Below are 24,350 nucleotides of genomic sequence, written 5' to 3'. Positions count from 1 at the left end.
GTGGTCGTGCTCGTGCGTGCTCACGGTTACGGCTCCAGGCTTTCGTCGCTGTCGGTGCTGGGGGTGTCTGTGCTGGGGGTGTCTGTGCTCAGGGGGACCCGTACGGACGGGAAGTCCGCCGAGTCCGTGGTGGTGACGACCAGGGCGCGCCGCTCGGTCTGCGACAGGCGGACAACCAGGTGGCGCCGCCAGTCGGTGTCGTCCCGGTCGGGGTGGTCCTCGCGCCAGTGGCAGCCGCGGGTCTCCGCACGCCGCTGGGCGGCGGCGACCAGCACCCGGGCGACGCACAGGAGGTTGGTGGCCTCCCAGGTCTCGGTGCCGGGGACGGCGGTCTTGCCCCGGGTCTCAAGCTCCGTCAGCGCCGTCGCGTACAGGGCTTCGAGCGCGTCGGCGGCCCGGGCGAGGGACTCGGCGGAGCGGAGCACGCCCGCGCCGTCGGTCATGATGCGCTGGATCTCGTACCGCGCCTCGGCGGGCTGGAGGGGGCCGGTGGCCGGGACGGGGATGCCGGGGCCGTTGCCCACGGGCGGGTTCCCGATGATGTCGTCGGCGATGCGCTCGGCGAAGACCAGGCCCTCCAGCAGGGAGTTGGAGGCCAGCCGGTTCGCGCCGTGCACTCCGGTGCAGGCGACCTCGCCGCAGGCGTACAGCCCCGGGACGGTGGTGCGGCCGTGCAGGTCGGTCCGTACGCCGCCGGAGGCGTAGTGCGCGGCCGGGGCGACCGGGATCGGCTCGGTGACCGGGTCGATGCCGTGCGAGCGGCAGGCGGCGAGGATGGTGGGGAAGCGCTGCTCCCACATCTCGGCGCCGAAGTGCCGGGCGTCCAGGTACATGTGCTGCGTGCCCTGCTCCTGCATGCGGCGCATGATGCCCTTGGCGACGATGTCGCGCGGGGCGAGCTCGGCCAGCTCGTGCTGCCCCTGCATGAAGCGCACGCCGTCCGCGTCTACGAGGTACGCGCCTTCGCCGCGGACCGCCTCCGACACCAGCGGCTGCTGGCCCTCGGCGTCGGCGCCCAGGAAGAGCACGGTGGGGTGGAACTGGACGAATTCGAGGTCGGAGACCTCGGCGCCGGCGCGCAGCGCGAGGGCCACCCCGTCGCCCGTGGAGACGGACGGGTTGGTGGTCGCGGAGAAGACCTGGCCCATGCCGCCGGTCGCGAGGATCACGGCGGGCGCGTGCACGGCGCCGACCCCGTCGTGCTGGCCCTCGCCCATGACGTGCAGGGTGACGCCCGCGGTACGGCCCTCGGCGTCCTGGAGCAGGTCCAGGACCAGGGCGTTCTCGACCGTCTCGATGCCCGCGGCCTGGACGGCCTCGACGAGCGCGCGGGAGATCTCGGCGCCGGTGGCGTCCCCGCCGGCGTGCGCGATGCGGCGCCGGTGGTGACCGCCCTCGCGGGTCAGCTCGATCTCGCCGGTCTCGGCGGAGGTGTCGAAGACGGCGCCGGTCGCGATGAGTCGGCGCACGGCGTCCGGGCCCTCGGTGACCAGGAGCCGGACGGCGGCCTCGTCGCACAGGCCGGCTCCGGCGACGAGCGTGTCGTCGAGGTGCTGCTCGGGGGTGTCCCCGTCGCCGAGGGCGGCGGCGATGCCGCCCTGGGCCCAGCGGGTGGAGCCGTCGTCGAGCCGGGCCTTGGTGACCACGACGGTACGGCGGCCCGCGGCCGCACAGCGCAGTGCGGCGGTCAGTCCGGCGACTCCGGACCCGACGACCACGACATCGGCGTCCACGGACCAGCCGGGCGCCGGGGCGTGGAGCCGTATGCCGGTGCTGGTGCCCGCGGTTGCGGGGCCTCTGCCTGGGGTGCTCACGGTTGTGCTCCGAACTCCAATGGGATGTTGTCGATCAGCCGGGTCGCGCCCACCTTCGCGGCGACGGCCAGCACGGCCTGACCGGTGAAGCCGTGGCCGGCCTCGGTGAAGTCCTGGGGATCCACCAGCGCCACGTAGTCCAGGACGAGCGGCGGATCGTGCCGGCCCGCCTCCTCCAGGACGTGCCGCGCGGCGGCCCGTACGGCCTCCGGCAGCCCGGCGCCCGCCGCGGCGACGGCGTGCGCGTCGGCGGAGGCGCGGATCTCGCCGAGCCGGGCCAGGCCGGTGGCCCGCTCGTCGCCGGCCGGGGGCGCCTGCGCCTCGGCGCGGGCGCGCAGCGCGGCCTGCGCGGCGAGGCGGTCGCGGCCCGCGAACAGGGCGCGGGACAGCGCGAGGGCGGTGCCGCGCTCCTTGGCGGAGAGGTAGCGGTTGCGGGAGGACAGCGCGAGCCCGTCGCCCTCGCGGACGGTCGGTACGCCGACCACCTCCACGGGGAAGTTCAGGTCGGTCACCATCCGCCGGATCAGCGCCAGTTGCTGCGCGTCCTTCTGGCCGAAGAAGGCCAGGTCGGGGCGGGTGAGGTGGAGCAGCTTGGCGACGACGGTCAGCATGCCGTCGAAGTGGCCGGGACGGGTGGCGCCTTCGAGGCGGCCGCCCATCGGCCCGGCGGTGATCCGGACCTGGGGGTCGCCGCCGGGGTAGACCTCGTCGGCGGCCGGGGCGAACACGGCGTCGGCGCCGGCCTCTTCGGCGATCAGGAGGTCGGCGTCGAGGGTGCGGGGGTAGCGGTCGAGGTCCTCGTTCGCCCCGAACTGGAGGGGGTTGACGAAGACCGTCACCACGACCTGGCCGCTGGGGCCCACGTGCTCGCGAGCCGTGCGGACCAGGGTGGCGTGGCCCTCGTGGAGGGCGCCCATGGTCATGACGACGGCGCGGCGGCCGGCGGCACCGGTGGCCCCGGCCGGGCCGGTGGCGCGGGGCAGGCGGTGCAGTGCGTCCGCGGTGTCGAGGAGGATCACAGGTCGCCGCCTTCTCTTCTCTCGGGGCCGGGTCCGGGGGCGGTCCCGGGTGCCGTCCCGTCGGCGAGTACGCCGAGGAGGTCCTCGGCCAGTTCGGGCTTGAGCAGGCCGTGCGCGAGGGCGCGGTCGGCGGTCGTACGGGCCATCGCGAGGTACCCGGCGACGGTACCCGGGGCGTGCTTGCGCAGCTCCGAGACGTGCGCGGCGACCGTACCGGCGTCACCGCGGGCCACCGGGCCCGTCAGGGCGGCGTCACCGGAGCGCAGGGCGTTGTCCAGGGCCGCGCCGAGGAGCGGGCCGAGCATCCGGTTCGGGTGCTCGACGCCCGCTTTGTCCAACAGCTCCATCGACTGGGCGACCAGGGTGACCAGGTGGTTCGCGCCGAGCGCGAGGGCCGCGTGGTACAGCGGGCGGTTCACCTCGGCGATCCACTCGGGCTCCCCGCCCATCTCGATGACCAGGGCCTCGGCGGCGAGCCGCAGCTCGTCCGGGGCGGTCACCCCGAAGGAGCAGCCCGCGAGGCGCTGCACGTCGACCTCGGTGCCGGTGAAGGTCATCGCCGGGTGCAGGGCCAGCGGGAGCGCACCCGCACGGCGCGCGGGGTCCAGCACGGAGACCCCGTACCGCCCGGAGGTGTGGACGAGGAGCTGTCCGGGACGGACCGCGCCGGTCTCGGCGAGACCCTCCACCAAGGACGGCAGGGCGTCGTCCGGGACGGTCAGGAGCACGAGGTCGGAGGCCTCCAGCACCTGTGCGGGAGACACGACGGGCACACCGGGCAGCATCCGCTCGGCCCGGCGCCGCGAGGCGTCGGAGACGCCCGACACGGCGACGGGACGGTGCCCGGTCTGCTGCAGGGCACGAGCCAGCGCGGGGCCGACCCGGCCGGCTCCGACGACACCGACGGAGAGCCGGGCGGGGCGCTCCGCCTGGGGGGCTGTGTTCACGCGGGGGAGGCCTTCCGTTCCGTTCCGGTCCGCGGGGGGTACCGGACGATACGCCGCCATGCTAGCTGCTGCCGTGTGGGCCGGTCGGCGATGATCGGGGGATGAACCAGGACACGGAGCGGCCGGCCACGGGGCCCGGCCCGAAGCCGGGCGGCCCCGGGGCGGGGCCGGGCAGGCACCCGGGCACGCGGCGGACGGCGGACCCGGACGCGGCAGCGGAGCGGGCCACGGGCGCGGGACGGGTCGCGGAACCGGACGCGGCGGCGGAGCGGGCCGCGGGCGCGGGACGGGCGCCGGACGGAACCGGGGAGCCCGCGGCCGGACGGGTGACGAGTTCTGACGGGGAACCGGCAGCGGAACGGGCTGCGGACACGGAACAGACCGCGGAACCGGACACGGCAGCCGAACGGACCTCCGGCGCCGAGCGGGCGCCGGAGGGCGCCGGAGAGCAGACGGCCGGGCGGGGGACGGACGGGGCCCCCGAGGCCGATCCGGATCCGGATCCGGAGCAGGTCGGGGCGGACGACCTGGCGGCGCGGATGGCGGTCGCAGGGAGGTCGGCCCGGCGGAAGCTCTCGGCCAGTCTGCGGGAGGCCACGCTCGGGGAGCTGCTGACGGAGCTGGGCGGGCTGGCCCCGGACCCCGACGAGCCGGGCGACATCTACGGCGACGGCGTCGTGGAACGGCTGGAACGGCGGGTGGCGGAGCTGCTCGGCACCGAGGACGCCGCGTTCTTCCCGACCGGGACCATGGCCCAGCAGATCGCGCTGCGCTGCTGGGCCGGCCGGACCGGGAACCCGGTGGTCGCCCTGCACCCGATGAGCCATCCGGAGCTGTGGGAGGGCGGCGCGCTGTCCGTCGTCTCGGGGCTGCGCACCGTCCACCCGACGGGCGAACCGCGCCAGCCCACCGCCTCCGAGGTCGCCGAGCTGCCGGAGCCGTTCGGGACGCTGATGCTGGAGCTTCCGCTGCGGCACGCGGGCTTCCTCCTCCCGACCTGGGAGGAGCTGTCGGCCCTGGTGGACGCCGCGCGCGACCGGGACGCGGTGGTGCACTTCGACGGCGCCCGGCTCTGGGAGTCGACGGTCCACTTCGGCCGGCCGCTGCCGGAGATCGCGGCGCTGGCGGACACGGTGTACGTCTCCTTCTACAAGTCCCTCGGCGGCCTCAGCGGGGCCGCCCTCGCCGGACCGGCGTCGCTCGTCGCCGAGTCGAAGGTCTGGCGGCACCGGTACGGGGGCCAGATCTTCCGCCAGTTCCCGGCCGCGCTGTCCGCCCTGGCCGGGCTGGAACGGGAGCTGCCGGCGCTCCCCTCCTACGTGGCCAAGGCGCGTGCGGTGGCGTCCGCGCTGTCCTCGGCGCTCGCCGCGGCTCCGGAGGTGCCCTGGTTCCGGATCCACCCGGAGGTGCCGCACACCCACCAGTTCCAGGTGTGGCTCCCGTACGACGCGGACCGGCTGACCGAGGCGGGCCTCCGCCTGGCGGAGGAGACGGGCACGGTCCTGTTCCGCCGCTGGTCCCCCGACGGGCCGCCGGGCCTCTCGGTGACGGAGATCGAGGTCACCCGGCCGGGCCTGGCCTGGACGGAGGCCGACGTGGCGACGGCGGTGGCGGACTTCGTATCCCGCCTTTAGCCGGGCCGGCGGTCAGGTGGGGTAGAGCCGCTCACCGGCCGGTGGAGGCCCGCGCACCAGGACTGGCCCCCCGGCCACGACTGTCCCGCTGCGCGGGGCGAAGTCCCCGCAGCAGGCCCGCTGCGACGGCTGCCGCTGCGCGGGGCGAGGTCCCCTACCCACCCTTCCACCGTTCCCCGGGCTCTGCCCGGACCCGCGCCTCAAACGCTGGCGAGGCTGGAGTTAGCCGGGGCCGGGAGAGGATCCCGGGCTGCGCCCGAACCCCCCGGGGCTCCACCCCAAACCCCGCGCCTCAAACCCCGCGCCTCAAACGCCGGCGAGGCTGGGGGGGGGTATCCCCGGCCGGGGCCAGGAGAGGGTCCCGGGCTGCGCCCGGACCTCCCGGGGCTCCGCCCCAGACCCCGGTCCTCAAACGCCGGACGGCTGACATGCCCCCAGGCGGCTGGACAACTCGGCGGGGCCGGATCGTCTCCCCGCCGGGGTCGGAGGGTTGCCGCGTGGGGCGGGGACGGGGACGGGGTGGGGTGTTGGTCTGGACGTAGAGCGTGATTTGTGGCGCGGAAACAGGCTTCGCCTTGGCGGAGTAGGGCAGGGGGCGCCTAAATCATGCAGTCCAGACCGACACCCCACCCCGGCCCCGGCACCGACCCCCACCCGCAGCACACCCCAGCCCCGCCGGCGCTTGAGGCGCAGGGGCCCGGGGACCGGTCCCCGGCGACGGCGCCGCACGGGTGAAGGGGGCGTGGCCTGGCGCCCGGCCGGGCCCCGCAGCGGCAGAATGATCCGATGAGCGTCACCATCGACATCACCGGGCTCCCCGCGCAGCGGATCGGCTTCGCGCCGTCCCCCCTCGCAGAGCTCTGCATGGCGTTGCACGCGCTCTCCCAGCCCGGCCACCACCCCGGCCTCGCCTCCTGGACCTCCACCACCACCGCCGCCCTGGATCCGGACCTCGCGGACCGGCTGCTGGAGGGCGATTTCATGTGGCGCAGCTCCTTCGCCGACCTGTTCATGCCCTTCGCCGGGATCCCCGGCGGGTCCGGCCTCCCCGCCCCCACCCTGGCCGCCGAGCTCGACGTACTCGACCGGCTGGACGACGAGCGGTTCGTGACGGCCGCCCTGGAGCACTGCCGGCTCGCCCTCTACAACGACGGCGACGGCCCGTCCCCGCTCTCGGATCCGCTGGCCAGGGCGAAGGCCCTGGAGACGGCCTCCGCCCGCGGGCCGCAGCAGCTGGCCTTCGCCGTGCGGGTGCTCGACGACACCGCCGGTGTCCGGGTCTGGCTGCGCCGCCTGATCGAGGACTGCGACGAGGCCTTCTTCGCGGAGACCTGGCGCCGCATCGAGCCCCGCCAGATCGCGGACGTCCGGCACAAGGCGGAGCTGCTGCGCCGCAAGGGGCTGCCGGCCGCCCTCAAGGAGGTCTCCTCGGCGCTGAGCGTCGACGAGGGGCTGTCCACCGTCACGGTGGACAAGATGGTCCACGGGTCGACGACCGCGACCGATCCCCGAATAGGCGACGGCCTGCTGTTCGTGCCCACGAACTTCGGCTGGCCCCACCTGCTGGTGCTGCACGCCCCCGGCTGGCGTCCGGTGATCCACTACCCGCTCGGCTCTCCCGAACTGGCCTCCTCCCCGGGGTCGGTGGAGCTTCTGCAGCGGCGCATGGAGGCACTGGCCCATCCGATGCGGATGATGCTGTGCCGCAACCTGGCGCGCGCCCCGTACACGACCGGCGAGTTGGCGGCCGCGCACGGGATCACCGCCCCGGAGGTATCCCGTCATCTGACGGTGCTGAAGAAGGCCGGACTGATCCAGACCCGCCGCCAAGGGCGGTACGTCCAGCACCAGCTGGACCTGGCGGCGGTCGCGCGGATCGGCTCCGACTTCATCGAGGGCATCCTCCGCTAGGGGCCCTGCGGCGACTCCGCGGCAGTCTTGCGGCAGTTCGGCGGACCACGCCGCGCACACACCACGGGCGAAAGCGGGCACTGGCCTGAATTCGACGGCTCAGATGCTCCGATATACGGATTTCACAAACCGGAATCAGTGAAAAGTCTGGCCATGGCCGCCACTTGATGTCTAACGTGCGTCCACCGCTCCCCACTCCCCGCTCCCTCACTCGGCGCAACGCACCCGACCTGTGTCCGCGTCTGCTTCTCCGCACCCTCGTACGCATGCGCCACACGCACGCGCCACACGCCCACGCCACACGCCGAAACGCCATACGCATCTGCCGTGGAAGGACTTTCATGCCCTCACGCCGTATAGCCGCAGCCACCGCCGCCCTGGCGGCCGCGGCCCTCGTCTCCCCGCTGCTCCTCGCCGGGCCGGCCGGCGCCACCGGCAGCCCGCAGAGCGACGCCGCGCGGGCCGACGCGCTGGCCCGAAAGCTGGTCAAGGACTCCACCGGCAAGGGTGCCAACAACCACCTGAAGGTCTTCCAGGCCATCGCCGACTACAACAAGGGCACCCGCGTGGCGGGTTCCAAGGGCCACGTCCAGTCGGCCCAGTACGTCGAGCTCGTCATGCGCGCGGCCGGGTACAAGGTCACCAAGAACGAGTTCGAGTTCGTGTACGTCGAGACGGTCGCCGAGACCCTGAAGGTCAACGGCCCGGCCGGCCGCGACGTCCCGATCAAGCTGATGACGTACACCGCCAGCGGCCCGGCGAACGGCGTGACGGCGCAGGTCGCCGTCGCCCCGGTCGACGCCGACGGCACCAACGGCTGCGAGCCCGCCGACTTCGCCGCGGGCGCCTTCACGGGCAAGGTCGCGCTGATCAAGCGCGGCGGCTGCGCCTTCGCGGTCAAGCAGGAGAACGCGGCGGCGGCCGGCGCGGTCGGCGCGGTGATCTACAACAACACCGAAGGCGCCCTGAACGGCACCATCGGCTCGGCCGACGCGGGCAAGATCCCGACCGGTGGCGTCACGCTGGCCGAGGGCGAGCGGCTCGCCGCCGACGCGGCCACGGGACCGGTCGAGGTCACCCTCGACATCCGCGAGTTCCGGGAGAACCGCAAGACGTACAACGTCGTCGCGGAGACCCGCGGCGGCGACGAGAACAACACCGTCTTCCTCGGCGCGCACCTCGACTCCGTCGCGGCGGGCCCGGGCATCAACGACAACGGCTCCGGCTCGGCCGGCATCCTGCAGGTCGCGCAGAAGCTCGCGAGCAGCCAGACGAAGATCAAGAACAAGGTCAAGTTCGCCTGGTGGTCGGCGGAGGAGTTCGGCCTGCTCGGCTCCGAGGCGTACGTCGACGGGCTGACGGAGGAGCAGAAGAAGAAGATCAAGCTCTACTTGAACTTCGACATGATCGCCTCGCCGAACGCCGCGTACTTCGTCTACGACGGCGACGACTCGGACAAGGTCGGCTCGGGCCCCGGCCCCGAGGGCTCGGCTCAGCTGGAGAAGGGGATCAACGACTTCCTCGACTCCAAGAAGATCCCGCGCGAGGGCACCGACTTCTCGGGCCGCTCCGACTACGGCCCGTTCATCGCGGTCGGCATCCCCTCGGGCGGTACGTTCACCGGAGCCGAGGGCATCAAGACGCCGGAGCAGGCGGCGAAGTTCGGCGGGCAGGCCGGGGTCGCGTACGACGTGAACTACCACGGCAAGGGCGACACCATCAAGAACATCGACCAGAAGGCGCTCGACATCAACGTCGACGTCATCGCGGACGCGGTGGGTCACTACGCCTACGACCTGGCTCCGCTGTCGAAGCCGGTGCCGGCGCAGCCGAGCAACGGTACGGGCAGCGGTGGCGGCCTCCACGAGGGCCACGAGCACGAGTCGGAGTAGTCGCCGAGGGGCGGGTAGGGGCCGGTGCGCTGCGCCGAGTCCCCTACCCGCCCTTCCGCCGTTCCCCGGGGGCCGACCTACCCCGGCCAGGGGCTGACGCCGACCGGCTGGACCAGCCAGCCGAAGTCGCCCAGACCGCCCCGCGCGGTGAGTTCCGCGGCCTCCCCCGCGCCCGACAGGGCCCGGACGTACGCCGCCGGGTCGGTGGAGGCAAGGGCCAGCGGGGGCCGGGCCCCCGAGACGCCGAGGGCGGCCAGCGCGTCCCGCTGGGTCAGCAGCACCGCCCCCGGCCCCGCGCACGCGTCGAGCGCCACGTGCGCGGTGACGTCGCAGCTCCCGTCCGGCACGGGGGCGGTCTCCCGCCCGGCGCGGAATCCGGTCAGCGTCCCGAAGGGCGGCCGGGCCTCCCGGGTGTGGGCGTAGTCCACCGCGACCGCGAGCCCGCGCTCCACGGTCGCGACGGCCGCCGCCCAGGCCTCGTCGCGCGGCCGACCGATCTCCGCCCGGCCCGCGCCCGCACCCGCCTCCGCGCCCGGCTCCGGCTGCACACCCGCACCCGGCCACCACCGATCCAGCCAGGCCCGGTCCGGCCCGTCCAGGGGGCCGCCCGGGCTCTCCGTACCGTCCCGCGCGACTTCCACGTAGCGCCCGTCCTCCGCGAGGTCCAGCGGTACGTTGTCGAGCCACTCGTTGGCGAAGAGCAGTCCCCGGGTCCCCCGGGGCGGCTCGCCCACCCACCGGATCCGCCCGTCGAGCCCGGCGGGCCGCTCCGCGCGTTCCACCCCGTACGGACGCACCCGCGCGGCCGTCTCCGGCGGCAGCGCCGCCAGCACCCCGGCCAGCAGCTCCCCCCGCCCGGCCCCCACGTCGACCAGGTCCAGCTCCTCCGGGCGGCCGAGCTCCGCGTCCACCCACAGCAGCAGCCGGGCCACGGCCCGCGCGTAGAGCGGCGAGGCATGCACGGAGGTGCGGAAATGCCCTGCGGGGCCGGGCCCGCCGGGGCGCACGTAGAACCCGTCGGGGCCGTACAGGGCCCGCTCCATCGCCGTCCGCCAGCGGACCGGACCCGCCTGTGCCGTGCCTTCACCCTGAGTGCTCATCGCTGAAAGGTTATGGTCGCCTCCACCTCCGGTAGTACTCGCGCGTCGAGCGGATCGCCCCTCTGGTTGACTCCAGCACCTATCGGCTGTCCCTACTCTGGGTTACGTGCAGCGCCTCTACGATTTCCTCCGCAGACACCCGACGGGCGTCGACAGCTTCTGGGCTGTCCTCCTCTTCGGGATCGGGATGCTGCAGGTCGTCGAAGACACGTCCCACGGCAGCCCCTCACGGGTGCTCGCCGTCCCCGTGGTGGTGGCGATGACCATCGTGGTGGCCCTGCGCCGCAGGTGGACCCGGGCGATGTTCTGGCTGGCCACCGCCACCGGCGTCTACCAGCTGATCGCCCACCTCGACGCGGTCGTGGCCGACCTCGCGATGCTGATCGTGCTGTACACGGTCGCCGCCTCCTCCGAGGTCTCGCGCCGGATGTCCCGTACCGCGTTCGCCATCGGCATCCTCGCCTCCCCGCTGTACGCCGTGCGCTTCGCGGCGGACCAGGGCAACCTGCGCGACAACATCCTCTATGTGCTCTTCGCGATCATCCCGTTTGCCCTCGCCTGGGTGCTCGGTGACTCCCTGCGCACCCGCCGGGCCTACTACGACCAGCTCGTCGAACGCAACCAGCGCCTGGAGAAGGAGCGCGCGACCCAGGCCCAGATGGCGGTCGCCGCCGAGCGGGCCCGGATCGCCCGCGAACTGCACGACGTCGTCGCGCACAACGTCTCGGTGATGGTGGTCCAGGCCGACGGCGCCGCCTACGTGATGGACGCGGCCCCCGAGCAGGCCAAGGAGGCCCTGCAGACCATCTCCGGCACCGGGCGCCTGGCCCTCGCCGAGATGCGCCGGCTGCTCGGCGTCCTGCGCACCGGCGAGCCGCAGGAGTCCGAGGACTACGTGCCGCAGCCCGACGTGGAGCAGATCGAGGTGCTGGTCGAGCAGGTACGGGCGGCCGGGCTCGCGGTGGACTTCGAGGTCGAGGGCGCCCCGCGCAAGCTGCCCAGCGGCGTGGAGCTGACCGCGTACCGGATCGTCCAGGAAGCGCTGACGAACACGCGCAAGCACGGCGGCCCGGCCGCGAAGGCCAGCGTCCGGCTCGTCTACTTCGACGACGGGCTCGGCCTGCTCGTCGAGGACGACGGCCGGGGCTCGGCCCACGAGTTGTACACGGACGGCGGCGCGGACGGCGCCGGACACGGGCTGATCGGCATGCGCGAACGCATCGGTATGGTCGGAGGCACCCTCGACGCGGGCCCCCGGCCCGGTGGCGGCTTCCGGATCAGCGCCCTGCTCCCCCTGAAGAAAAGGTGACCATGTCCTTCCCCACCGGCCCCTCCTCCGGCCCCTCCATCCGCGTGATGCTGGTCGACGACCAAGTGCTGCTGCGCACCGGTTTCCGGATGGTGCTCGCCGCGCAGCCCGACATGGAGGTCGTCGCCGAGGCCGGCGACGGCCTGGAGGCGCTGGAGGTGCTGCGGGCCACCAAGGTGGACGTGGTGCTGATGGACGTCCGCATGCCCCGGCTCGACGGGGTCGAGGCGACGCGCCGCATCTGCGAGCCCGAGGACCACCCCAAGGTCATCATCCTGACCACCTTCGACCTCGACGAGTACGCCTTCTCGGGCCTGAAGGCGGGCGCGAGCGGGTTCATGCTCAAGGACGTCCCGCCGGGCGAGCTGCTGGCCGCGATCCGCTCGGTGCACAGCGGCGACGCGGTCGTCGCCCCGTCCACGACGCGCCGACTGCTGGACCGGTTCGCGCCGATGCTGCCGTCGGCGTCGGAGGAGCCCCGGAACAAGGACGTCGAGCGGCTGACGGAGCGCGAGCGCGAGGTCATGATGCTGGTCGCCCAGGGCCTGTCGAACGGCGAGATCGCCGGCCGCCTGGTCCTGTCGGAGGCCACGGTCAAGACCCACGTGGGCCGCATCCTGACCAAGCTGAACCTGCGCGACCGCGTCCAGGTCGTGGTCCTGGCGTACGAGACCGGGCTGGTCCGCGCGGGCGGCGGGGCGGCGTAGCCCCCGCGGGCCGCGTAGCCCCGCGGCCCGCCGCCCCCCGCCCGGCCTCAGGTCATCCAGCGGTCCGGGCGGGCCTGCGCGCGGGAGGTGCGGGAGCGGGCCGCCTGGGCGCGGAGCAGTTCGGCGGCTTCGGCCGCCGCGCGCAGGCGGGCCGTGACCGTGCCGTTCGCGCCGGTGTCCACGCGGACGTCGGCCACCCCGCGGGCACGCTCCCAGGGGCCCTGGGACAGCCGGACGCTCTGCACCTTGGCGTGCGGCACGATCTCCGTACGCCGGCACAGGCGGCCGCGGCGGGCCGCGAACACGTCCGCGGAGACGGCCAGGCCGTACCCCTTCCACCACACCGGCACCACCCAGCGCGATCCGCTCCGGGGCGACGGCTCGAAGACGAGCCCCCCGAGGTCGACGCCGGGCAGCACCCGCGCGACGACGGCGTGGGCGGCGGCCCGGGTGGCCACCGGGACCAGGACGTTGTTCTTCGACCCGGCCACGGCCAGCTCCACCCGGACCCAGCCGCGCCGGCGCCACAGCAGCGGCTCGACGATCCGTACGGTCTGCACGCGCCCCGGCGGCACCGTCTCGTGGGCGCGGTCGAGCATGCCGTGGTCGAGCCGGAGCCCGTCGGGGGACTCGGCGACCCGCCAGTCGTACTCGGCGAGGAAACGGCCGGCGGTGCCCTTCCAGACCGCGCCGAGCATCGGGAGCAGGGTCACGACGGCCGCCCACGGGCTGGCGCTGAGCCACCACACCAGCAGCGGCCCGGCGAGCCCCGCGAGGAGTCCGGCCCAGACGGACAGCGTGAGCAGCATCGACACCGCCAGGTCGCGCGGCGCCACCCGCAGCAGCTCCCGGTCGGGGGCCTCCCCCAGGGAGACGGCCTCGGCCGGGGCGAAGCCCGCCGCGCGGGCCAGCAGTTCGGCGCGCAGCCCGACGGCGTCGTGCTCGGCGAGGAAGGCCAGCTCGTCCTTGTCGTCGGTGCCGATGACGTCGATGCGGAGCTTGGCCACGCCGGCGATGCGGGCCAGCAGCGGCCGGGTGACGTCGATCGCCTGGATCCGGTCCAGGCGGATGTGCGCGGTGCGGCGGAAGAGGAGCCCGCTGCGGATGCGCAGCTCGGTGTCGGTGACCGCGTAGTGCGTGAACCACCAGCTGAGGAAGCCGTACACGCCGAAGACGAGGACCAGCGCGGCCAGCGCGAGGACCCGCAGGGCGGTGGAGACGGCCGTGACCCACTCGGCGACGTTCTCGCCCTGCTGGGCGACGATGCCGATGGTCGCCGCGATCGGCACCCAGGCCCGCCGCAGCGGCGTCAGGAAGTGCAGCCGCCGCTCCTGCACGGACCCCCCGCCGCCCGCCTCCCCGGCGACCGCGCCGCCACCGGCCACACCAGCGGCGACCGCCCCGGGACCTGCCTCGCCGGCGGCGACCGCCTGGGAGCCGACCCTGTCGGTACCGGCCTCACCGAGGGCGGCCGCCTCGGGCGCGCCCGCGCCACCGGGGTCCCGACCGGCCCCGGGCCCGGTCACGCGCCCGGCATCCGGCACGGCGACCGGGACGCCGGCCGTGGGCCCGGCCCCGGCCTCAGGCCCGGCCACGCTCCCGGGCACAGCCATGCGCCCGGGCTCGACCCCGCACCCGGGCTCGGGCCCCGCCCCGGGCTCCGCACCCGCCGACGGGGTCACAGGCCCGCCGACCTTGCCTCGCCGAGCTCGGTCAGCCGGTCGCGCAGTCGTTCCGCCTCCGCGGGCACCAGCCCGGGGATCGTGGCGTCGGTCGCCGCCGCGGCCGTGTGGAGCTGCACGGTCGCCAGACCGAAGCGCCGCTCCAGGGGGCCCGAGGTCACCTCCACCAGCTGCATCCGCCCGTACGGGACCACGGTCTGCTCCCGCCACATCACGCCCCGGCTGATCAGCAGGTCGTCCGCGCGCTCCGCGTACCGCCAGGAGCGCCAGTTCCGCCCAAGCATCACCCAGCCCCAGGCCAGCACCACGAGCCAGAAGGCGCCGAAGGCCGCCCAGACGGGCCCGGCGGTCAGCCCCAGCACGACGGCCGTGACCACCGCGAACAAGGTCATCCACACAGTCAGCAGGAGGCGCCGCAGCGTCAGCAGCCCGCCCTCCAGCCCCACCCAGCCGGGTTGCCCCGTCTCACCCGCCGTCCCCGTTTCCATTCCCCCACCCTAGGGCGTGTCCTCCGGGACGGGGCGGGCCGCCGGATCCGCGATCCGGACCCGGCCGCACCCCACCCCCTCCGGCTGAGACAATGCCGCCATGACGGAGACCACGGTCGGCATCGGCGGCGCGGCGGAGAGCACCGACATGGTGCTCAACATCGGCCCCCAGCACCCTTCCACGCACGGCGTGCTGCGCCTGCGCCTCGTCCTGGACGGCGAGCGCATCGTCAGTGCCGAGCCCGTGGTCGGCTACATGCACCGCGGCGCCGAGAAGCTCTTCGAGGCCCGCGACTACCGCCAGATCGTGATGCTCGCGAACCGCCACGACTGGCTGTCCGCGTTCTCCAACGAGCTGGGCGTGGTCATGGCCGTCGAGCGGATGCTCGGCATGGAGGTGCCCGAGCGGGCCGTGTGGATGCGGACCCTGCTCGCCGAGCTGAACCGGGTCCTGAACCACCTGATGTTCCTCGGCTCGTACCCCCTGGAGCTGGGCGGGATCACCCCGATCTTCCACGCGTTCCGCGAGCGCGAGGAGCTCCAGGCCGTCATGGAGGAGATCTCCGGCGGCCGCATGCACTACATGTTCAACCGCGTCGGCGGCCTCAAGGAGGACCTGCCCGCCGGCTGGCTGGGCCGGGCCCGCGCCGCGATCGCCGACGTCAACACGCGCATGCACGTCTACGACGACCTGGTGCGCGGCAACGAGATCTTCCGCGCCCGCACCCGCGGCGTCGGCGTCCTGTCCGCCGAGTCCGTGCACGCGTACGGGGTCTCCGGCCCGATCGCCCGCGCCTCCGGCGTCGACTTCGACCTGCGCCGCGACGAGCCGTACCTCGCCTACGGCGAGCTCCAGGACGTCCTGAAGGTCGTCACCCGCACCGAGGGCGACTGCCTGGCCCGCTTCGAGGTCCTGCTGGAGCAGACCCACAACGCGCTGGACCTCGCGGTCGCCTGCCTCGACCGGATCGAACAGCTGGCGCCCGGACCGATCAACCAGCGGCTGCCGAAGGTGCTGAAGGCCCCCGAGGGCGAGACGTACGCGTGGACCGAGAACCCCCTCGGCATCAACGGCTACTACCTGGTCTCCAAGGGCGAGAAGACCCCGTACCGGCTCAAGCTGCGCTCGGCCTCCTACAACAACATCCAGGCGCTCGCGGTGCTGCTCCCCGGACAGCTGGTCGCGGACATGGTCTCGATCCTCGGCTCGCTGTTCTTCGTCGTCGGCGACATCGACAAGTGACCGGGCCGCACCCCATATACGCCGCCTACCTGCGGCGGCTCGGCATCGAGGAGCCCGGCGCGCCGTCCGTCGAGGGGCTGTTCGCCCTCCAGCGGGCGCACCTGGAGCGGGTCCCGTACGAGAACGTCGACATCCAGCTCGGCCGCGCCCCCGGCATCGACCCCGAGCTGTCGGCCCGCCGCTTCGCCGCAGGACGCGGCGGCTACTGCTTCCACCTCAACGGGGCCCTCGCCGCGCTCCTGGACCACCTCGGATACGAGGTCACCCGCCACGTGGGCGGCGTGTACAAGGAGTCCCAGTCCGAGGACGCCCTGCGGGGCGTGAGCGGAGACCACGTGGCGCTCACCGTCCGCGTGCCGGGCAGCGGGGCCGTGTTCTTCGTGGACGCCGGGCTCGGCGACGGCCCGTACGAGCCGCTGCCGCTGCGCGAAGGCACGTACCGCCAGGGCGCCTTCGCCTACTCCCTGGAGCGGCTCCCGGGAACGGGCTGGCTCTACCGGCATCCGGGGAGCTCGGCGCCGCTCGTGAACTTCCGCGCGGAGCCCGCCGGGACGGCGGCAGCGGCCGGCTTCGAGGCCGAGCACGTCCGGCTGTCGACCTCCGCGAACTCCGGTTTCGTACGGACCTTCGCGGCCCTGCGGCGCGATGCGGACGGCATCGACACCCTGCGCGGACGGGTGCTGAGCCGGATCGACCCGGTGCGGGGGAACACGGAGCGGGTGCTCGACGGCCCCGGGGAGTTCTACGCCGCGCTGGAGGGCGTCTTCGGCCGCGCGCTCGACGACCTGACCCCGGCGGACCGGACGGCCCTGTGGAGCCGGGTGGACCGGGCCCACGCGCGCTGGGCGGCCGGGCGCGAGGACTGACCCCGCAGCGGTCTGGCGGACCCGCCGGGCAGGCCGATGTCCGTGGGGCAGGGCAGACTTGGGGGATGTCCCTCTCACCCCGCCGGGCCTGCCCCTCCTGCGGCCGCGACTGCGCCGTCACCGCCGGCCGGATCGCCCGCCACGACCCGCCCGCCGGGCGGGGCAGCGGCGCCGCCGGGGGCATGGTTTCCTGCCCCGGCTCCCGCGCCCGCGTGACCCTCGGCGCCGCCGCCCCCACCCTGGACGGCTTCACCCTGTCCCCGATCCCGGGACAGCTGCCCCTCTTCTAGGGGGTGGGCCTAGGCCGTCTCTTTCGGATCTTGCCGGGCCCGCGGCGCCCGGCACCGCGCCTGGCCGCACTGCCGAGACGACCACGTACGCCCAGTACGCGAGCGCCCCGACAGCACGCCCAGGCACGGCACCAGACGCCGCAGGCTCGGCCGACAAGATCCGAAAGAGACGACCTAGGGGGTCAGCACCAGTAACCGCCGCAGGCTGGCCGGATGTTGGGGGCGCGCGCGGCTCCGTAGTTTCGGGGCATGACGACGCAGCAGAAGCACAGCAACCGCCAGTGGCTCCGGCGCGGGGCCGCCGCAGTGGTACTCGCCGCCGTTCTCGGCGGGCTCGCCGCGCCCGTGGCGCTCGCCGCCCCGGCCCCCGCGGCCCCCGCGGCCGCACAGGGCGGCCGCGGGCACCTGATCTCCGTCACCGCCCTGGAGCGCCTCGCCCCCGCGGAGGTCACCGCCCGTCTCGCACCCGAGGGCTTCGACGCGTCCACGGTCCGGTACGGGGTCTCCGCCTACCGCCTCACCTACGCCACCGTCGACCCCCAGGGCCGCCCGACCACCGCCACCGGCCTGCTCGTGCTCCCCCGCGGGGGCCCGCACCGGCTCGACCTGGTCTCCGACACCCACGGCACGGTCGCCACCCGCGACGACGCCCCGTCCGGGGGCGCGGGCTACAACAGGCTCACCCCGTACCTGCACGCCTCCGCCGGCCGCGCCGTGGCCGCCCCGGACTACCTGGGCCTGGGCGGCGGACCCGGCGCCCATCCGTACATGGACACCCGGTCCTCGGTCACCGCCTCCGTCGACATGCTGAAGGCCGCCCGGACGGCGGCCGACCGGCTGGGGCGCCCCGTCACCCGGGACGTGTACGCCACCGGCTTCTCCCAGGGAGCCCAGGTGGCGATGGCCCTGGGCCGCGAACTGTCCCGCCCGTCCAGCGGCTTCCGGCTGCGCGCGCTCGCACCGGTCGCCGGTCCGTACGACCTGGAGGGCTCCGAGCTGCCCGGCATCACCGACGGCCGGGTCGACCCGCACACCGCCGTCTTCTACCTCTCCTACTTCCTCACCGCCCAGAACCGGCTGCACCCGCTCTACGCCGATCCGGCCGAGGTGTTCCGCGCACCTTACGCACAGGCTGTGGAAACCCTGTTCGACGGGAACCACGGGTTCGAGGAGATCGTGGCCGGGCTCCCCACCTCACCGCAGGAGCTGCTCACCCCTGAGTGGTACGAGAACGTCCGGTCCCCGCGCGGGGCCCTGCGGACGGCGCTGAAGACCAACGACGGCTCCTGCGACTGGAAGCCCTCCGCGCCGGTCCGCCTCTACGCCGGCTCGGCCGACACGGACGTCCCCCTCGCCAACACCCGGGCGTGCGCGGCCGACCTGGCCCGCCACGGAGTCCGCGCGAAGGTCGTCGACCAGGGGCCGGACGCCGATCACGTCCTCTCGGTGATCCGCTCGGCCCCGCAGGCCGTCCGCTGGTTCGACTCGCTCGGCTAGGCCGTCTTCCGGCTAGGAGATCGCGGTGCGCAGCTGCACCACGTCGATCGGCTCGGTCTCGTCGTGGGCGGTCAGGTCGATGACCTGGCCCACGGCGCGGGTCTCGGCGGTGGCCGGCTTGAACTCCGGCTCGGCACCGTCCTGGGCGGACTCCGCCTTGTGGACGGCGAGGGCCTCCGCGCCGACGACGTCGGCGAGGTCCTCGTTCTGCACGGACTCGATGACCGCGCGGGCCTGCGCCGCGGTCTTCGTACCGAAGAAGTCGAAGCCGCCCTCGACGCGCGAGGCCGGCCGGCGCTGGGCGGCGTACGGGGCCACCGCGGCCGCGAGCCGGCGCGCGGGGACGGCTGCGGCCGTGCCCGTGGGGACCGGGCCGGTGAGGGCGGGGCGGCCGTGCCCCTCGGGCTCGGCGGGCTTCGCCGGGGCGGCGGGAGCGGCCTGGGCGGCGGGGAGCGCGGGAGAGGCGGGGGCCGCGGTCAGGGCGGCGGGGCCGGCCGGTACGTCCGCGGCGGTCTTGGCCTGCGCGGCGGTCTTGTCGGCCAGTGCCGCCAGCGCGGCGTGGGCGCGGGCGAAGCCGACCGAGGTGGCCGCGCCGGCGCTGGTGCGCTCCTCGGACACGGCGGGAAGCTGCTTGGGCTCCGGGGCGGCGGGAGCGGCCGGGGCCGCGGCCTCGATGGCCAGCAGCCGACGTCCCTCCAGGGCGCTCGCGCGCTCGGTCTCGGCGGTGGCGTACCGGCGCAGCAGCGACGCGTGCTCCCCGCGCAGGCCCGCGAGTTCGACCCGCTTGGCGCGCAGCTTGGCATCGAGCTTGGCGCGCAGCACCCGGGCCTCTTCGAGGTCGGATTCGAGCTCGGCTATCCGCTCGTCCGTGCGCCACTCGTCCTTGACCCGCTCGCGCCCGAGCTCGGAGACCTGGCGGCCGGCCGCCAGGTCCCACGAGCGCATGACGACGGCGCCGGCCAGCCCGGCGGCCGCGGTGAGCGCCACGAGCAGGCGCAGCGCCATCGGTTCCGCGAGCAGCCAGGCGCCGCCGGCGCCGGCAACGGACACACCGGCGACGGCCGTCGGCGTGAGCAGCCGGTGAAGAGGTTCGGGATTGCGGTGGCGTCCACGGGGCATGGCCTGAAATTTACAGGGCGTAGACAGGGTGTGGGGTAGCCGCCCGGGAATCTGTTTCCGAGCAGTTACCGCACGTGCCGCGCGAAAGGCACAACTCCTACTTCTTCAGAAGGCCCTTGGACTCCAGATAGGCCTTCGCGACATCCGCGGGCTTGGCGCGCTCGGCATCGACCTTGCGGTTCAACTCGACCAGATCGGCCGTGGTGAGCGCCTTGGTGATCTTGTCGAGGGCAGCCGCGACCTCGGGGGCGCCGGCGTCCTTGGCGTTGACCACCGGGAGCACGTTGTCGGCGTTCTGGAGCTTCTTGTCGTCCTCCAGCAGGACCAGGCCGAAGCTGTCGAGGGTGGCGTCCGTGGTGGTGGTGAGGACGAGCTGGTCCGCGCCGTCCTTGACCGCCTGCTTGGCCTGCGGGGTTCCGACGCCCTTGGGGTCGATACCGGAAACGTCGATTCCGTATGTCGTCTTCAATCCGGGTGCGCAGAACGGCCGTACCGCGCATTCGTCACCGGCCGCGATCTTCACCTTCAGGCCGGACTTGCCAAGATCGGAAAGGGTCTTGAGATTGTTCTTCGTGGCGAATTCCTTGCTCACCGCGAAGGCGTTCTGGTCGACCGCCGAGCCCGCGGGCAGCGCCTTCAGGCCCAGCGGGCCCGCCAGCTTCTCCAGGGCCGCCACCGTCGCCGTGACATCGCTCGACGCGACCGGCTTCTCCGTCGGCGCCTTGGCGCCGTTCACCTTGGCGTTGAGGAACTCCGCGAGGGTCGCCGCGTACTCCGGGACGACGTCGATCTCGCCCTTCTCCAGCGAGGGTTCGTACAGCTCGCGGTTGCTGACCGTGGTGATCGACGTGTCGTAGCCGGCGTCCTTGAGGACCTGCGCGTACAGCTCGGCCAGCACGTTGGACTCGGTGAAACCGGCGGCGCCGATCACCAGCTTGCCGCCCTTGCCGCCCTCGGACGACCCGGACGCGGCGGCGGAGGAGCCCCCGTCCTTGGTCTTCTCCAGGCTGTCGCCGCCGCACGCGGCGAGCGATGCGGTCAGGGCGACCGCGCCCAGGGCCGCGCCGAGGGCGCGCGTGGACTTGCTCATATCGATCTCCATTCGAGGGGTGGACGTGGAGGCCGGGCCCGGGCCCCGCTCAGCGGCCGGCCGCGCCCGGCAGCAGCCGGTCGGCCGCCACCAGCGCGCCCTCCACGAGCAGGGCCAGCGCGGCGACCAGCAGGGCGCCCGCGACGACCTGCGGGGTGTTGTACGTGTTGAAGCCGGCGGTGATGATCCGGCCGAGGCCGCCCTGGCCGACCATGGCGGCGATGGTGGCGGTGGCGATGACCTGGACGGCTCCCGAGCGCAGTCCCGTCATCACCAGGCCGCGCGCGAGCGGGAGTTCCACCCGCCAGAAGAGCTGGCGGCCGGACATGCCCATGCCCCGCGCGGCCTCCACCACCGAGCGGTCGACCTCGCGCATGCCGACGTAGGCGTTGGTCAGCAGGGGCGGGACGGCGAAGAGGACCAGAGCGGCGATGGTCGGCACGTACCCGGCGTTGCGCAGCGGGGAGACCATGAACAGCGCCAGTACCGCGAAGACCGGGACGGCCCGCCCGATGTTGGAGACGTTGACGGCGATCCCGCCGCCCTTGCCGAGGTGCCCCAGCCACAGTCCGACCGGGAGGGCGAGGGCGCAGGCCAGGGCCAGGGCGATCCCGCTGACGTACACGTGCTCGCCGAGCCGGTGCCAGACCCCGCTCTCCCCGGACCAGTTGGCCCCGTCGGCCAGCCAGTCCCAGGCCTGTCCCAGCACGCCCATCAGACCGCTCCCCCGCTGACGCCGGCGGTGCGCGCGGCGCGGTCGGCCCGGGTCGGACGCGCCGGACGGGTCGCGCGGGTCCAGGGCGTCAGCAGCCGCTGGAGGCCGAGCAGCGCCAGGTCCGCCACGAGCGCGAGGAGCACGCAGAGCACCGAGGCGGTGAGCACCTGGGCCTTGAAGGAGCTGTTCACGGCCGGTGCGATGAGATTGCCGAGGCCGCCCTTGCCCACGATGGAGCCCACGGTCGTCAGCGCCACCGTGGAGACGGTCGCGATCCGGACGCCGGCCAGCAGGGCGGGCAGCGCCAGCGGCAGCTCGACCTGCCACAGCAGCCGGCCCGGCCCGTACCCCATCCCGCGCGCGGCTTCCCGTACGTCCTCGGGCACGCCTTCGAGACCGGCCAGCACGTTGCGCACGAGGATGGTCAGCGAGTACAGCACCAGCCCGGTCACCACCAGCGCCGCCGAGAGTCCGAAGACCGGCAGCAGCAGCGAGAACATGGCGAGCGAGGGGACCGTGTAGAGCAGCGTGGTGATGCCCAGCACGGGGGCCGCCCAGCGGCGGCCGCGGCGGGCCAGCAGGGCGAGCGGAACGGACACGGCGATGCCGATCAGCACCGACACACCCGTGATCCAGACGTGTTCGAGGGTGGCGTCGGTGAGCTCCTGGGAGCGGGAGGTGACGTACTCCCAGCAGATCCAGTCGTTCGCCACCAGGCAGCTCTGCCCGGCCATCGCCCCTCACCCCCCGTCACCGAACGTACGTAGGAGCGACCATAACCCCCGGCACCGTCAATGGCCGGAATCCTTCGCACACGGGCAACACGCCCTTCACAAACGGACCCCGCGGGTAGGGAAAGATGGCGGGGTGATCCGATTCGAGCAAGTGACCAAGCGGTACCCCGACGGGACGACCGCCGTCGCGGACCTGTCCTTCGAGGTCGCCGAGGGCGAACTGGTCACCCTGGTGGGCCCGTCCGGCTGCGGCAAGACGACCACCATGAAGATGGTCAACCGGCTCATCGAGCCGACGTCCGGCCGGATCCTGCTGAACGGCGAGGACATCGCGGCCGCCGACCCGGTCGAACTGCGACGCCGCATCGGCTACGTCATCCAGCAGGTCGGGCTGTTCCCGCACAAGACGGTGCTGGAGAACACGGCGACCGTGCCGCAGCTCATCGGCACCCCGAAGGCCAAGGCCCGGGCGCGGGCCGCGGAACTCCTCGACCTGGTCGGACTGGACCCGGCCGTCTACGGGGGCCGCTACCCGGAGCAGCTCTCCGGCGGCCAGCGCCAGCGCGTCGGCGTGGCCCGGGCGCTCGCCGCCGACCCGCCGGTGCTGCTGATGGACGAGCCGTTCGGCGCGGTGGACCCGGTGGTGCGCGAGCGGCTGCAGAACGAGTTCCTGGCGCTCCAGCGGACCGTGCGCAAAACGATCCTGCTGGTCACGCACGACCTGGAGGAGGCCGTCCGGCTCGGGGACCGCATCGCGGTCTACGGCGCGGGCACCATCGAGCAGTTCGCCAGCCCCGCGCAGGTGCTGGGCGCCCCGGCGACCGACTACGTGGCCGGCTTCGTCGGCGCCGACCGCGGGCTGAAGCGGCTCGCGGTCACCGCCGTGGCCCGGGCCGACCTGGCCGACCCCTCCGAGCTCGCCCCCGCCGACGGAAAGGCCCCCACCGCCGAAGTGGCGCTGGGGGCCAGTCTGCGCGAGGCGCTCGCGCTGCTGCTCCAGGAGGACTCGGGCCGGATCGGGGTCACGGACCCCGAATCCGGCGCGCTGGTCGGCGTACTCACCCCGGAAGGGGTGCACCGGGCGCTGCGCCGGGCCCGGCTGCAGGAGGCCTGAGCCCCGGGGCCCGGGGCCTGAGGCCCGGGCCCCGTCCCGCTGCGCCGGGGTCCTGGCGCTACGCCTGGATCCTGCCGCTCATCCACACCAGCATCGGCGGGATCTCGCGGCGCCACGTGTTGAAGTTGTGGCCGCCGCTGTCGAGGATGATCGAGGAGACCCGGTCCGGGCCCTTGACCAGCTTGATGAACTTCTTCGTGCCGGCGAGGTTCGGCTCGCCCTTCTCGCTGCTGGTGACGAGGAAGGACGTACCGGTCGGCTGCTTCGCCTTGATGGCCTCCAGCAGGTTCGCGCGGGCCTTCAGCCGCTCGTCCCCCTGGAAGAGGTCGCCGGTCGTCGGGTCGTCCGCGGCCTCGTAGTACGCGGACAGGCCGGCGCCGGCCCCGAAGGTCTGCGGGTAGTGCGCGGTCATCTTCAGGGCGCAGTAGCCGCCCGTGGAGTTGCCGATGTAGCCCATGTTCTGCGGCTTCTTGCCGACCCGGAAGGTGCTCTGGATGGCCTGCGGGAGGTCCTGGCCGTAGAAGGTCTCGGTCTGCGGGCCACCGGGTATGTCCACGCACTCGGTGTCGCGCGCGCCCGGGGTCGGGCGCATCATGACCAGGATCATCGGCTTCATCTTGCCCGCCTTGGACAGGCTGAAGGCCTTCATCGGGTAGTCGAGCCCTTTGATCAGGTTCTCCGCCATGCCCGGGTAGCCCGTGAGGACGATGGAGGCCGGGAAGTTCTGCTCCTTGTACTGCGGCTGGAAGTACTCCGGCGGCAGCCACACGTACCCGGGGCTCGTTATCTTCGACTTCTGGCCCGTTATGGAGACCTTCAGGATCTGTCCGGCCACCGCGGGCTTGGCACCGCCGGGAACGTCGAGGTGCTGCTTGTCGACCACCTTGATGTCGTCACTGCTCATCGAGTGGTCGACGACCTTGCCGACCGAGGTCTCCTGGCCGAAGAGGTCGGCCCAGGACCCGTAGAAGAGGAACGACTTGTTCGCGGCGAGACCGATCGCCGCGAACATCGCCAGCTGCGTTGCCAGCAGGAGGCCGATCCGGCCGAGGACCGAGCGCCAGGAGCGGCCCGAGAGCTTCGGCCAGAACCACACCGTGGCCGCGAACAGCAGCACACCGGCGAGGATGGCCAGCGCCAGAACCGTATTACTGGTGAGACCCATGAGCAGTCAGTCGA

General features: G+C 73.7%; 21 protein-coding genes. 10 read left to right on the top strand and 11 right to left on the bottom strand.

The features are described from left to right. Positions 1-26: 26 nt before the first annotated feature. The 3 genes from ACZ60J_RS31890 to ACZ60J_RS31880 are packed head-to-tail and all read right to left on the bottom strand — an operon-like array spanning position 27 to position 3,840. Positions 27-1,814 carry an L-aspartate oxidase gene (locus tag ACZ60J_RS31890; RefSeq protein WP_469687206.1) on the bottom strand — a complete coding sequence of 596 codons (1,788 nt, stop codon included), beginning with the start codon at positions 1,812-1,814 and terminating at the stop codon, positions 27-29. Then, positions 1,811-2,833 (bottom strand): pantoate--beta-alanine ligase, encoded by a 1,023-nt coding sequence (panC, locus tag ACZ60J_RS31885; protein WP_469687204.1) that lies wholly within the window; start codon positions 2,831-2,833, stop codon positions 1,811-1,813. Before panC ends, ACZ60J_RS31890 begins: the two co-directional genes overlap by 4 nt. Further along, the gene (locus ACZ60J_RS31880) at positions 2,830-3,840 is read right to left on the bottom strand and encodes a Rossmann-like and DUF2520 domain-containing protein (protein WP_469687202.1); all 1,011 of its coding nucleotides are present in this window, start codon (positions 3,838-3,840) and stop codon (positions 2,830-2,832) included. The genes panC and ACZ60J_RS31880 overlap by 4 nt, the downstream gene beginning before the upstream one ends. Before the next feature lie 479 nt (positions 3,841-4,319). Here ACZ60J_RS31880 and ACZ60J_RS31875 point away from each other — a divergent pair, with 479 nt between their 5' ends. From ACZ60J_RS31875 to ACZ60J_RS31865, 3 genes are all read left to right on the top strand, one after another. Then, on the top strand, positions 4,320-5,414 hold the full coding sequence (locus tag ACZ60J_RS31875) for a threonine aldolase family protein (protein ID WP_469687290.1): 1,095 nt from the start codon (positions 4,320-4,322) through the stop codon (positions 5,412-5,414). 786 nt (positions 5,415-6,200) lie between these two features. Then, positions 6,201-7,325: a DUF5937 family protein gene (locus tag ACZ60J_RS31870; protein WP_469687201.1), complete on the top strand. Its 1,125-nt coding sequence runs from the start codon at positions 6,201-6,203 to the stop codon at positions 7,323-7,325. 341 nt (positions 7,326-7,666) lie between these two features. Continuing rightward, positions 7,667-9,217, top strand: coding sequence for a M28 family metallopeptidase (locus ACZ60J_RS31865; protein ID WP_469687200.1), 1,551 nt, complete (start codon positions 7,667-7,669; stop codon positions 9,215-9,217). 77 nt (positions 9,218-9,294) lie between these two features. On the opposite strand, the gene ACZ60J_RS31860 is transcribed toward ACZ60J_RS31865, so the two are convergent. Further along, entirely contained in the window at positions 9,295-10,317 is a 1,023-nt protein-coding gene (locus ACZ60J_RS31860; protein WP_469687199.1) for an SAM-dependent methyltransferase, read from the bottom strand. A gap of 106 nt (positions 10,318-10,423) precedes the next feature. Here ACZ60J_RS31860 and ACZ60J_RS31855 point away from each other — a divergent pair, with 106 nt between their 5' ends. Both ACZ60J_RS31855 and ACZ60J_RS31850 read left to right on the top strand, forming a co-directional pair. Continuing rightward, positions 10,424-11,626 (top strand): sensor histidine kinase, encoded by a 1,203-nt coding sequence (locus ACZ60J_RS31855; protein ID WP_469687197.1) that lies wholly within the window; start codon positions 10,424-10,426, stop codon positions 11,624-11,626. 2 nt (positions 11,627-11,628) lie between these two features. Next, positions 11,629-12,333 (top strand): response regulator, encoded by a 705-nt coding sequence (locus tag ACZ60J_RS31850; RefSeq protein ID WP_469687195.1) that lies wholly within the window; start codon positions 11,629-11,631, stop codon positions 12,331-12,333. Positions 12,334-12,380: 47 nt separating this feature from the next. Here the strand turns inward: ACZ60J_RS31850 and ACZ60J_RS31845 are convergent, their stop codons facing one another. Then, entirely contained in the window at positions 12,381-13,859 is a 1,479-nt protein-coding gene (locus tag ACZ60J_RS31845; RefSeq protein WP_469687193.1) for a PH domain-containing protein, read from the bottom strand. Positions 13,860-14,011: 152 nt separating this feature from the next. Then, a complete protein-coding gene (locus tag ACZ60J_RS31840; protein ID WP_469687191.1) occupies positions 14,012-14,503 on the bottom strand; it encodes a PH domain-containing protein in 492 nt (163 codons plus the stop codon). Between the two features lie 100 nt (positions 14,504-14,603). Here ACZ60J_RS31840 and ACZ60J_RS31835 point away from each other — a divergent pair, with 100 nt between their 5' ends. The 4 genes from ACZ60J_RS31835 (at position 14,604) to ACZ60J_RS31820 (ending at position 18,399) form a co-directional block, all read left to right on the top strand. Then, positions 14,604-15,746: an NADH-quinone oxidoreductase subunit D gene (locus tag ACZ60J_RS31835; RefSeq protein WP_469687190.1), complete on the top strand. Its 1,143-nt coding sequence runs from the start codon at positions 14,604-14,606 to the stop codon at positions 15,744-15,746. Then, positions 15,743-16,612 carry an arylamine N-acetyltransferase family protein gene (locus ACZ60J_RS31830; protein ID WP_469687188.1) on the top strand — a complete coding sequence of 290 codons (870 nt, stop codon included), beginning with the start codon at positions 15,743-15,745 and terminating at the stop codon, positions 16,610-16,612. Before ACZ60J_RS31835 ends, ACZ60J_RS31830 begins: the two co-directional genes overlap by 4 nt. Before the next feature lie 65 nt (positions 16,613-16,677). After that, on the top strand, positions 16,678-16,902 hold the full coding sequence (locus ACZ60J_RS31825) for a hypothetical protein (RefSeq protein ID WP_469687187.1): 225 nt from the start codon (positions 16,678-16,680) through the stop codon (positions 16,900-16,902). 249 nt (positions 16,903-17,151) lie between these two features. After that, on the top strand, positions 17,152-18,399 hold the full coding sequence (locus ACZ60J_RS31820) for an alpha/beta hydrolase (protein WP_469687185.1): 1,248 nt from the start codon (positions 17,152-17,154) through the stop codon (positions 18,397-18,399). A gap of 12 nt (positions 18,400-18,411) precedes the next feature. Here ACZ60J_RS31820 and ACZ60J_RS31815 read toward each other — a convergent pair whose 3' ends face one another. The 4 genes from ACZ60J_RS31815 to ACZ60J_RS31800 all read right to left on the bottom strand — a co-directional run bounded on the left by ACZ60J_RS31815 (position 18,412) and on the right by ACZ60J_RS31800 (position 22,057). Continuing rightward, entirely contained in the window at positions 18,412-19,518 is a 1,107-nt protein-coding gene (locus ACZ60J_RS31815; protein WP_469687183.1) for a hypothetical protein, read from the bottom strand. Between the two features lie 97 nt (positions 19,519-19,615). Beyond that, positions 19,616-20,608, bottom strand: a complete 993-nt coding sequence (locus ACZ60J_RS31810) for an ABC transporter substrate-binding protein (protein WP_469687181.1) — start codon at positions 20,606-20,608, stop codon at positions 19,616-19,618. A gap of 49 nt (positions 20,609-20,657) precedes the next feature. Continuing rightward, positions 20,658-21,323 carry an ABC transporter permease gene (locus tag ACZ60J_RS31805; protein WP_469687179.1) on the bottom strand — a complete coding sequence of 222 codons (666 nt, stop codon included), beginning with the start codon at positions 21,321-21,323 and terminating at the stop codon, positions 20,658-20,660. Next, a complete protein-coding gene (locus tag ACZ60J_RS31800) occupies positions 21,323-22,057 on the bottom strand; it encodes an ABC transporter permease (RefSeq protein WP_469687177.1) in 735 nt (244 codons plus the stop codon). The genes ACZ60J_RS31805 and ACZ60J_RS31800 overlap by 1 nt, the downstream gene beginning before the upstream one ends. 133 nt (positions 22,058-22,190) lie before the next feature. Between ACZ60J_RS31800 and ACZ60J_RS31795 the strand changes: the two genes are divergently transcribed. Further along, positions 22,191-23,171, top strand: a complete 981-nt coding sequence (locus tag ACZ60J_RS31795; protein ID WP_469687176.1) for an ABC transporter ATP-binding protein — start codon at positions 22,191-22,193, stop codon at positions 23,169-23,171. Positions 23,172-23,229: 58 nt separating this feature from the next. Here the strand turns inward: ACZ60J_RS31795 and ACZ60J_RS31790 are convergent, their stop codons facing one another. Further along, on the bottom strand, positions 23,230-24,336 hold the full coding sequence (locus ACZ60J_RS31790) for an alpha/beta hydrolase (RefSeq protein WP_469687174.1): 1,107 nt from the start codon (positions 24,334-24,336) through the stop codon (positions 23,230-23,232). Positions 24,337-24,350 lie beyond the last annotated feature (14 nt).

This window comes from Streptomyces sp. NPDC104226, assembly GCF_055584085.1.
The sequence above is the reverse complement of the archived record's forward strand: the minus strand, read 5'-3'. Positions and strand labels throughout refer to the sequence as shown.